Below are 9,476 nucleotides of genomic sequence, written 5' to 3' on the forward strand. Positions count from 1 at the left end.
CGCGCACAGCGCCCACCCAGCGCCAACCACTCTTGACCCGGCAAGATCAGCGGCGCAGGCTCCCCAGCGGACAGGGCGACCCTCAAGATGTCGCACCCACTGGTGCTGACCCAACCCAGCGGCACCAGACCACCATGAGGCGCCCTACCCCACAACCACCCTTGTTCAGCAGGCTCCTAGCCCTTGTCGTTGACCACGAACTCGCGGCCTTCGGGGTCGGTGACCTTGATGAAGCTGCCCCACGGGTGGGTCTCCGGCTCGGTCACCGGTACGCCGGCGGCGGTCAGCCGGGCGTGCGTTTCGGCCAGGTCGGCGCAGCTGAAGCCGAGCGGGTACTGCTTGTCGGGCTCGCGGCCGAAGTCCGCGGCGCGTTCGAGCACCAGCGCGGTCTGCGCGTCCGGCGGGGTCACCTGCACCCACCGGGCACCGGGCCACATCTCCGCGTCGACGGTCTTGGCGAAGCCGAGCGTGTCGACGAAGAACTCGGCCATCACATCCTGGTCGGCCACCGCCAGCGTGACGAACCCGATCTTGCTGATCACTGTTGCGCTCCCTCGGCCGCCTGGCTCAGGCTGAACCAGTTGCCGGAGTCGTCCCGGAACAGGGCCTCGGTGCCGTAGAACCGCTCGGTGGGCTCCTGGGTGAACGTCACTCCCCTGCTCACCAGCTCGTCGTAGGTCTTGCGGCAGTCGCCGGTGGCCAGCACGCCGGGGCCGATCGCGCCCTTGGCCACCAGCGCCCTGATCTGGTCGGCGGTCTCCGCGTCGTGGCCCATGGAGCAGTCCGCGAGGATGATCTTGAGGTCGGGCTGGTCCGGCGGGCTCACGGTCAGCCAGCGGATGTCGTCCCCGAGGGCGACGTCCTCGTTCAGGGTGAAGCCGAGCTTCTCGGTGTAGAACGCCTTGGCGGAGTCCTGGTCGAGCACGTAGATGCAGGCGTGGGACAGAGCTTTGATCATGTGGCCACGCTATCCGCGCCGGCCGGGGCGACGCTTCTCCTCGATTGCTCGGTTCCGGCGACCGGGCGCGTCCAGGCCATCACGAAGCACCCCGGCACGCGCGGCTCCCCGGTGCGCCGGCGGAACTCCGACGGCGACATCCCGACCAGCTCACGGAACCGCGAGCTGAACGAGCCCAGGCTGCTGAACCCGACCAGCGCGCACACCTCGGTGACCGTGACGTCGGCGGCCCGGAGCAGGTCCTTGGCCCGCTCCACCCGCCGCCGGCTCAGGTAGCCGCCGGGCGTCTCGCCGTACACCTCCCGGAACAGCCGGGCGAAGTGGAACCGGGAGAACCCGGCCTCCCGCGCCATCGTGTCCAGGTCGAGCGGCTCGGCGTAGCGCCTGTCGATCAGGTCGCGGGCCAGCCGCACCCGGATGAGCCCGGGCACCGGGTCAGTGCGCGGCATCGTCCCAGCTGCGCCCGACGCCGACCGAGACCTCCAGCGGCACGGACAGCTCGTGCGCGGCGCCCATCTCCGCGCGCACCAGCTCCTGGACGGGCTCCCGCTCCCCCTCCGCGATCTCCAGCACCAGCTCGTCGTGGACCTGCAGCAGCATCCGCGAGCGCAGGTCGGCCTCGGACAGCGCCCGGTGCACCCGCAGCATCGCCACCTTGATGATGTCCGCGGCGCTGCCCTGGATCGGGGCGTTCAGCGCCATCCGCTCGGCCATCTCGCGGCGCTGGCGGTTGTCGCTGGTCAGGTCGGGCAGGTAGCGGCGGCGGCCGAGCATGGTCTCGGTGTAGCCGTCCTTGCGGGCCTGGTCGACCACGCTGCGCAGGTAGTCCCGCACGCCGCCGAAGGTCTTGAAGTACTCGTCCATCAGCCCGCGCGCCTCCTCGGTGGAGATCCGCAGCTGCTGGGAGAGGCCGAACGCGGACAGCCCGTAGGCCAGCCCGTAGTTCATCGCCTTGATCTTCGCCCGCTGCTCGGGGCCGACCTCGTCGGCGCCCACCCCGAACACCCTGGCGGCGGTCTCGGCGTGGAAGTCGTGCTGGGACCGGAAGGCCTCGATCAGCGCGGCGTCCTCGGACAGGTGCGCCATGATCCGCATCTCGATCTGGCTGTAGTCGGCGGTCATGAGCTCGGAGTAGGCGTCTCCGACGACGAACGTCTCCCGGATGCGGCGGCCGGCGGCGGTGCGGATGGGGACGTTCTGCAGGTTCGGCTCGGTGGACGACAGGCGGCCGGTGGCCGCGATGGTCTGGCTGTACGTGGTGTGGATGCGGCCGTCGTCGTCGATCGACTTGAGCAGGCCGTCCACGGTGACCTTGAGCCGGGTGGCGTCGCGGTGCAGCAGCAGGTGCGACAGGAACGGGTGCCCGGTCTGCTCGAACAGGTTCTGCAGGGCGTCCGCGTCGGTGGTGTAGCCGGTCTTGGTGCGCTTGGTCTTGGGCATGCCCAGCTCGTCGAACAGCACCACCTGCAGCTGCTTGGGCGAGCCGAGGTTGATCTCCTTGCCGATCTGCGCGTACGCGTCCTGGGCGGCCTGCTTGACCTGCGCGGCGAAGTCGGCCTCCAGGGCGGCCAGCAGGTCGCCGTCCACCGCGATGCCGGCCTTCTCCAGGTCGGCGAGCACGCCGAGCAGCGGCAGCTCCAGGTCGGCCAGCAGCGGCGCCCCGCCCAGCTTGGTCAGCTCGGTGTCCAGTGCGTCGGCCAGCTCGCCGACCGCGTGCGCGCGCAGGATCTCGGCGGAGTCGCGCTGGGCGTCGGCCTCCTCCTCGCCGCCGAGCAGCGAGAGCTGGCCGTCCTCGGGCTCGCCGTCGGCCCGCAGCTCGCGGCGCAGGTAGCGCAGCGCCAGGTCGGCAAGGTCGAAGCTGCGCTGGCCGGGGCGCACCAGGTAGGCGGCCAGCGCGGTGTCGCTGGTGAGTCCGGCGAGGCGCCAGCCCCGGTTGCGCAGGGCGTGGATCGCGGCCTTCACGTCGTGCGCGGCCTTGGGCGCCGCCGGGTCGGCCAGCCACTCGCCGAGCGCCGCCTCGTCCTCCGGGGTGAGCCCTGGCAGGTCCAGGTAGCCGCCCTGGCCGTCGGCGGTGGCGATCGCTATGCCGTCCACGTCCCGGCCGATCCAGCTGCCCAGCGCGCCGTGGAAGGCCAGGCCGACCCGCCGGCCGTCGCGGGCGTGCTCGGCCAGCCAGGCGGCCACCGTGCCCGGCTCGACGGCGCCGCCCTGCACCTGGAAGCCCGACTCGGCCTCGGGCTCGGCGCTGGACAGGGTGGAGAACAGCCGCTCGCGCAGCACCCGGAACTCCAGCTCGTCGAACAGCCGGTGCACCGCGTCGCGGTCCCAGGCGCGCACCGCAAGGTCGTCGGGCACCACGTCCAGCGGGACCTCCCGCACCAGCTCGGTGAGCTGGCGGTTGAGCAGCACGTTCGCCAGGTTGGCGCGCAGCGCGTCGCCGGCCTTGCCCTTCACCTCGTCGACCCGGTCGGTCAGCTCCGCCAGCGAGCCGAACTCGCGGACCCACTTCGCCGCCGTCTTCTCCCCCACCCCGGGGATGGACGGCAGGTTGTCGCTCGGGTCGCCGCGCAGGGCCGCGAAGTCGGGGTACTGGGTGGGGGTGAGCCCGTAGCGGGCGTCCACCTCGGCCGGGTCGACCCTGGCCAGGTCGGAGACGCCGCGCTTCGGGTACAGCACCGTCACCGCGTCGCCGACCAGCTGGAACGCGTCCCGGTCGCCGGTGCAGATCTCCACCTTGTAGCCGGCGGCGGTGGCCTGGGTGGTCAGGGTGGCGATGACGTCGTCCGCCTCGTAGCCCTCCACCGCGACGCTGGGCACCGCGAGCGCGGTCAGCACCTCGCGGATCAGCTCGACCTGGCCCCGGAAGTCGTCGGGCGTGGTGGTGCGGTTGGCCTTGTACTCCGCGTAGGCCTCGGAGCGGAACGTCCGCCGGGACACGTCGAACGCCACCGCGAGGTGGGTGGGCTGCTCGTCGCGCAGCAGGTTGATCAGCATCGAGGTGAAGCCGTAGACCGCGTTCGTGGTCTGCCCGGTCTGGGTGCGGAAGTTCTCCGCCGGCAGCGCGAAGAAGGCGCGGTAGGCCAGCGAATGCCCGTCCAGGAGCAGCAGCCGACGGTCGGCGTCCTCGGGTTGGGCTGTCTTTCCTGCGGTGCTGGCGGTGGTGGCGGTCACCTCGGCGAGTCTAGGCCGACCCCCTGACAACCTACGGCCGGCTCCGGCGACCGCCACCCGCGATTCAGTCGATCCGGGCCGAGGGCTCCCCCGCCGGCGGAACGGGCGGCAGCATGCGGCCCCGCAGCCGCCAGCCGTCGCCCTCCTCCCGCCAGTGCAGCTCCTCCTCGGGCGACGCCGGCGGGTCGTCACCGCGCCAGGGCTGGTGCGCCCGCCAGCACGCCCCCCACGCCCGCTCCTGCGCGTCCCACATCCGCGCCAGCCACGCCCCCAACGCCCGCAGGTCGCCGCCGAGGGTGCGCCGCGCCCCCGGCCCGCCGGCACGGCTACCCGCCGAGCTCCAGTCCCTTCCGTCCCTCGAGTCCACCCCGTAACGTGGCGCGAGCGCCGCCACGACGGCCAGTATGGCCACCACGACCAGGCCAGTCATTGTCTATCGCCTCCCTGTGGACCTATCCTGGCGAGAATTGGACCGGGCTTACAGAGCCAATTCCGAGGAAGTGGACCACGTCGATGGACGGCGACAGGCACGTGACCGGCCGCACGCTGGCCAAGCACCTGGGCCAGTGGCGCACCGCCAACTCCAGGGCGGCGTACGCCGAGCTGGCCGAGCGGGTCAAGCTGCTAGTGCTGGACGGGCGGCTGCCGGTGCGGACCCGGCTGCCCGCCGAACGCGAGCTGGCCGCCGCGCTGCAGATCAGCCGGACCACCGTGGCGGCCGGCTACGACCTGCTGCGGGAGGCCGGCTTCCTGCAGAGCAAGCGCGGCTCGGGCAGCTGGACGACGCTCCCGGACGCGCCAGGGGTCCGCCAGCTCACCCCGTTCGCGCCGGCCGGCGACAGCGCCGCGTTCGACCTGGCCTACGCCGCGCTCGCGGCCCCGCCGGACGCGCTGGCCGGCGCCATGGCCGCCGCCACCGAGCAGGTCGCGTGCCACGCCACCGGCAGCGGCTACCAGCTGCTCGGCCTGGACTCGCTGCGGGAGACGGTGGCCCGGCGGTTCACCGACCGGGGGCTGCCCACCACCCCGGACCAGATCCTGATCACCTGCGGCGCCCAGCACGCCATGGCGCTGGTGCTCAGCGCGCTGGTGTCCCCCGGTGACCGGGTGCTGGTCGAGCACCCCACCTACCCGAACGCGCTGGACGCCATCGCCCGCGAGCACGCCCGCGCGGTGCCCGTCGGGTTCACCGGGCCGGACTGGGACCTGGACACCATCGCGGCGGCCGTGCGCGACGCGTGCCCCAGGCTGATGTACCTGATCCCGGACTACCAGAACCCCACCGGCCGGTGCATGAGCCAGGAGCAGCGCGCGGAGATCGTCGAGCTGGCCCGGCGCACCCGCACCCCGCTGCTGATCGACGAGACGGTCAGCGAGATCGTCCTGGACGGGCCGGCGCCGACGCCGCTGGCCGGCCAGCTCGCGGAGAGCAGCACCTCACCGCTGATCACCATCGGCTCGGCGAGCAAGACGTTCTGGGGCGGATTCCGGATCGGGTGGGTGCGGGCGCGGCGGCCGATGATCGAGCGGATCGCGCGCGCCCGCGCCTCGATGGACATTTCCACCTCGGTGATCGACCAGCTGGTCTGCCAGCACCTGATGGCGGACCTCGGCCCGGTGCTGGCGCGGCGGCTGCCGGCGGTGCGCTCGGCTCGGGACCACCTGTTCGCGCTGATGGCCCAGCGGTTCCCCGGGTGGCGCACGGTCGTGCCGCCCGGTGGGCTCTCGCTGTGGGTGGACCTGGGCGCGCCGGTGTCCAGCGCGCTGGTGTCGTCGGCCAGCCGGCACGGCGTGATGCTCGCGGCCGGCCCCCGGTTCGGGCTGGACGGGGCGTTCGAGCGCTACCTGCGGCTGCCCTACACGCTGCCGGAGGCCAAGCTGGACCAGGCCATGGAGCGGCTCGCGGCGGCGTGGCTGGCGCTGTCCGACGCCGGCGCCCCGACGCCCGGCTGGCCGGACCTGGCGGCGGCCGAGGTGGCCTGAGCCGGCGCCGTCGTGAGCTGCCTTAGGCTGCACTGATGTCGATCCGTCCGCAGGACCCGCCCGTCGAGGCGCCGTCGCCCGACTTCTCCGACGAGCAGCTACCCGCCCGGATGGGCATCGAGGTGACCGAGTCCAGCCGCGAGCGCGTGGTGGGCACCATGCCGGTGGCCGGCAACCGCCAGCCGTTCGGCCTGCTGCACGGCGGCGCCAGCGGCGTGCTGGTGGAGACGCTCGGCTCGCTGGCCGCCGCGCACTACACCCTGCCCGAGCGGTTCCCGGTCGGGCTGGAGCTGGCCTGCACGCACCACCGGGGCGCCACCGAGGGGCTGCTCACCGGCGTCGCCACCCCGATGCACGTCGGCCGGACCACGTCCACGTTCGAGGTGGTGATCACCGACGAGCGCGGCCGCCGGACCTGCACCGGCAAGCTGACCTGCCTGCACCTGGACCGTCGGCCGGGTCCAGCGTGAGCCCACAACGCCAAGTGCTCACCTGACCAGTGCTCACGCACTTCACGCCGAGCGCAGCGAGGCAGGTATCACGACCTGACCGCTCAGGCCCGCGTCCGGTAGGGCGGCCAGCCCCAGACTCCGCGCAACCGGGCGTGCACGGCCAGGCTGACCACCGCCCAGAAGATCGGGAAGATGGGCCAGAAGAACACCATCCCGCTGGCCACCCAGCGGGTGAGCACGGCCGTCGCCAGGGCGAGCACCAGCACCAGGTGCACCCCCAGCGCCACCCTGTCGCCGCGGGTCAGCTCGCGGCGCGTCGGCTCTTTCGGAGCGGGCGGTGGGGCCGGTAAGTCGGCCACCAGCGGTTCCAGCTCGTGGCGCATCTTGGCCCGGTAGACGGCGGCCAGCCGCTCCTCCAGCTCGTCCATGGTCAGCCGGCCCTCGCCGGCGGCCTCGCGGATGGTGCCGGCCGTCCGCTCCCGCTCCGCGTCGGAGGCGCGGACGCCCACCTGGTTCGCTGTGCTGTTCTCGTCCATGACGACATGCTGCGCGCCTCTGGGCCGGGTGCGCGTCGTCGCGGCGGAGGCTCCTGACCAGGCCGGCGTACGGTGCCGGGAGTAGTCGTACCGTCCACTCCGGCCCGACGTCATGTCGCCGCGGGGTGGCTACGGTTTGAGCGTGAGCCCACAACGCGACGCACCCAGCACGATGAGTGCGAACGCGCGTCACGCCGAGCGCAGCGAGGCCGGTGTCACAGTGAACGCTTCCCGAGCCCGGCTGCTGGGGCCTGTCGTGTTCGCCGTGTTCGTCCAGCTCATGGGCAGCTTCGGCGCGGCGGCCAAGCAGCCGACGGCCCGCCCGCTGGACGCCGTCGCGGTGGCGCTGCTGCTGGTCGGGCCGCTGGCGCTGCTGGCCAGGCGGCGGTACCCGATCCCGACCCTGGTCACCACCGTGGCCGCCCTGCTCGCCTACCTCGGCCTCGGCTACGCGTACGGCCCGATCGTCGTCTCGTTCGTGTTCGCGCTGGTCAACGCGGTGATCAAGGGCCGGAGGCGGGCCACCTGGGTGGTCACCGGGATCACCTACCTGGCGATGGTCGCGATCAGCTGGCTGCGCGGCCACGGGTTCAACTGGTGGGCGGTGTCCGGCCTGGCGGCCTGGCTGCTGGTGCTGCTCACCATCGGCGAGCTGGTGCGCTCGCGCTGGGAGCGCCAGGCCAGGGAGCGGCGCGAGCGCACCGAGGCCGCCGAGCGGCTGGCCACCGAGGAGCGGCTGCGCATCGCGCGCGACCTGCACGACGTCCTCGCCCACCACGTGTCGCTGATCAACGTGCAGGCCGGCACCGCGCTGCACCTGCTCGACGAACAGCCCGGCCTGGCCAGGGAGGCGCTCACCGCGATCAAGGCGTCCAGCAAGGAGGTGCTGGTCGAGCTGCGTACCATGCTCGGCGTGCTGCGCCGGGTGGACGAGCAGGCCCCCCGGGCGCCCACCGCGGGCCTGGCCGGGCTGGACGAGCTGGCCGATCGGCTGCGCGCCACCGGGCTGCCGGTCACCGTGCGCCGGGTCGGCGAGGCGCGCGCCCTGCCCACCGCCGTGGACACCGCCGCGTTCCGGATCGTCCAGGAGGCCCTGACCAACGTGCACCGCCACGCCGGCGACGCCACCGCGACCGTGCTGGTGGACAGCTCCGGCCCGGCCGTCGTGGTCCAGGTCGACGACGACGGCCGGGGGCCGGGGCCCGACAGCGGTGTGAACGGAGGCGGTGGCAACGGCATCCCCGGCATGCGGGAGCGGGCGGCGGCGCTGGGCGGGCGGCTACAGGCCGGAGAACGCCCCGGCGGCGGTTTCCGGGTGCGCGCCGAGCTGCCACTCCCGCCCGCCCAGGAGACACGATGATCAAGGTACTGCTGGTCGACGACCAGGCGCTGGTCCGCGCGGGCTTCCGCTCGCTGCTCGACGCCCAGCCGGACATCACGGTGGTCGGCGAGGCCGGCGACGGCGCCGAGGCCGCCCGGGTGGCCGCCGAGACCCGCCCGGACGTGGTGCTGATGGACATCCGGATGCCCGGCACGGACGGCCTGGAGGCCACCCGGCGGATCGTGGCCAACCCCCGGCTGGCCGGCGTCCGGGTGCTGATCCTGACCACCTTCGACGAGGACGAGTACGTCTTCGAGGCGGTGCGCATCGGGGCCAGCGGGTTCCTGGTCAAGGACACCGAGCCGGTGGAGCTGCTGCGCGCGGTGCGGGTGGTCGCGGAGGGCGAGGCGCTGCTGTCCCCCGGCGTGACCCGCCGGCTGATCGGCGAGTTCGCCCGCCGCGCCCGACCCGGCCGGTCCATGCGCGAGCTGGACCTGCTCACCAGCCGGGAGAAAGAGATCGTCGCGCTGGTCGCGGAGGGGCTGTCCAACGACGAGATCGCCCAGCGGCTGGTGGTCAGCCCGGCCACCGCGAAGACGCACGTGAGCCGGGCGATGATCAAACTCGCCGCCCGGGACCGCGCGCAGCTGGTGGTGCTCGCCTACGAAACCGGCCTGGTCCGCCCCGGCTGGTCGTGAGTCCGTGAGGCCGTGAGTGGCTAGGGTCGCTATGGCGGCTCTCCAGTCTCATGAGTTGTGTCGCATGGTGTGTCTCAAGGCATGTGTCGCTTGATCGACGCTATGACGGCTGGTCATGGCGCGAAAGCAGGCGATGATGCGCTTCCTGGACGCGATGTTGGTCGCCGAGGTGAAGATCGACAATGTGGCGGAGTGGTGCCGGGCCAATGGGGTCAATCCGCGCACGTTCTATCGGCATCGGGCGCGGGTCGCGGCCGAGGGCGAGTGGCGGGAGCGGTCGCGGCGGCCACGGTCGAGCCCGACCGCCACCTCGGGGGTGGTGGTGGCCGAGGTGTTGCGGCTGCGCGAGGTGTTGGC

General features: G+C 72.9%; 11 protein-coding genes. 5 read left to right on the forward strand and 6 right to left on the reverse strand.

Annotated features, from left to right (window positions below; all coding sequences use genetic code 11):
• Nucleotides 1-176 precede the first annotated feature (176 nt).
• From N912_RS0143960 to N912_RS0143985, 5 genes are all read right to left on the reverse strand, one after another.
• Entirely contained in the window at nucleotides 177-542 is a 366-nt protein-coding gene (locus N912_RS0143960; protein ID WP_028927458.1) for a VOC family protein, read from the reverse strand.
• On the reverse strand, nucleotides 539-958 hold the full coding sequence (locus N912_RS0143965; RefSeq protein WP_028927459.1) for a VOC family protein: 420 nt from the start codon (nucleotides 956-958) through the stop codon (nucleotides 539-541). Before N912_RS0143965 ends, N912_RS0143960 begins: the two co-directional genes overlap by 4 nt.
• Nucleotides 955-1,407 carry a helix-turn-helix transcriptional regulator gene (locus tag N912_RS0143970; RefSeq protein WP_028927460.1) on the reverse strand — a complete coding sequence of 151 codons (453 nt, stop codon included), beginning with the start codon at nucleotides 1,405-1,407 and terminating at the stop codon, nucleotides 955-957. Before N912_RS0143970 ends, N912_RS0143965 begins: the two co-directional genes overlap by 4 nt.
• Nucleotides 1,394-4,129 carry a DNA polymerase I gene (gene polA, locus N912_RS58450; RefSeq protein WP_245645898.1) on the reverse strand — a complete coding sequence of 912 codons (2,736 nt, stop codon included), beginning with the start codon at nucleotides 4,127-4,129 and terminating at the stop codon, nucleotides 1,394-1,396. The genes N912_RS0143970 and polA overlap by 14 nt, the downstream gene beginning before the upstream one ends.
• Nucleotides 4,130-4,193: 64 nt before the next feature.
• Nucleotides 4,194-4,559 carry a hypothetical protein gene (locus N912_RS0143985; RefSeq protein ID WP_028927461.1) on the reverse strand — a complete coding sequence of 122 codons (366 nt, stop codon included), beginning with the start codon at nucleotides 4,557-4,559 and terminating at the stop codon, nucleotides 4,194-4,196.
• A gap of 83 nt (nucleotides 4,560-4,642) precedes the next feature.
• On the opposite strand from N912_RS0143985, the gene yczR reads away from it, so the two are divergent.
• Together yczR and N912_RS0143995 are read left to right on the forward strand one after the other, a co-directional pair.
• Nucleotides 4,643-6,112, forward strand: a complete 1,470-nt coding sequence (yczR, locus tag N912_RS0143990; RefSeq protein ID WP_028927462.1) for a MocR-like transcription factor YczR — start codon at nucleotides 4,643-4,645, stop codon at nucleotides 6,110-6,112.
• A 35-nt stretch (nucleotides 6,113-6,147) separates the two neighbouring features.
• Nucleotides 6,148-6,582: a hotdog fold thioesterase gene (locus N912_RS0143995; RefSeq protein WP_028927463.1), complete on the forward strand. Its 435-nt coding sequence runs from the start codon at nucleotides 6,148-6,150 to the stop codon at nucleotides 6,580-6,582.
• 83 nt (nucleotides 6,583-6,665) lie between these two features.
• Here the strand turns inward: N912_RS0143995 and N912_RS0144000 are convergent, their stop codons facing one another.
• Nucleotides 6,666-7,100 carry a DUF1707 SHOCT-like domain-containing protein gene (locus tag N912_RS0144000; RefSeq protein WP_028927464.1) on the reverse strand — a complete coding sequence of 145 codons (435 nt, stop codon included), beginning with the start codon at nucleotides 7,098-7,100 and terminating at the stop codon, nucleotides 6,666-6,668.
• A gap of 220 nt (nucleotides 7,101-7,320) precedes the next feature.
• Here N912_RS0144000 and N912_RS0144005 point away from each other — a divergent pair, with 220 nt between their 5' ends.
• From N912_RS0144005 to N912_RS0144015, 3 genes are all read left to right on the forward strand, one after another.
• Nucleotides 7,321-8,460: a sensor histidine kinase gene (locus N912_RS0144005; RefSeq protein ID WP_028927465.1), complete on the forward strand. Its 1,140-nt coding sequence runs from the start codon at nucleotides 7,321-7,323 to the stop codon at nucleotides 8,458-8,460.
• On the forward strand, nucleotides 8,457-9,119 hold the full coding sequence (locus tag N912_RS0144010; protein WP_028927466.1) for a response regulator: 663 nt from the start codon (nucleotides 8,457-8,459) through the stop codon (nucleotides 9,117-9,119). Before N912_RS0144005 ends, N912_RS0144010 begins: the two co-directional genes overlap by 4 nt.
• 115 nt (nucleotides 9,120-9,234) lie before the next feature.
• A partial coding sequence (locus tag N912_RS0144015) for a helix-turn-helix domain-containing protein (RefSeq protein ID WP_028927467.1) occupies nucleotides 9,235-9,476 on the forward strand: 242 nt, incomplete at its 3' end.

The organism is Actinospineispora acaciae DSM 45401, from assembly GCF_000620785.1.
Classification (GTDB): Bacteria; Actinomycetota; Actinomycetes; order Mycobacteriales; family Pseudonocardiaceae; genus Pseudonocardia; species Pseudonocardia acaciae.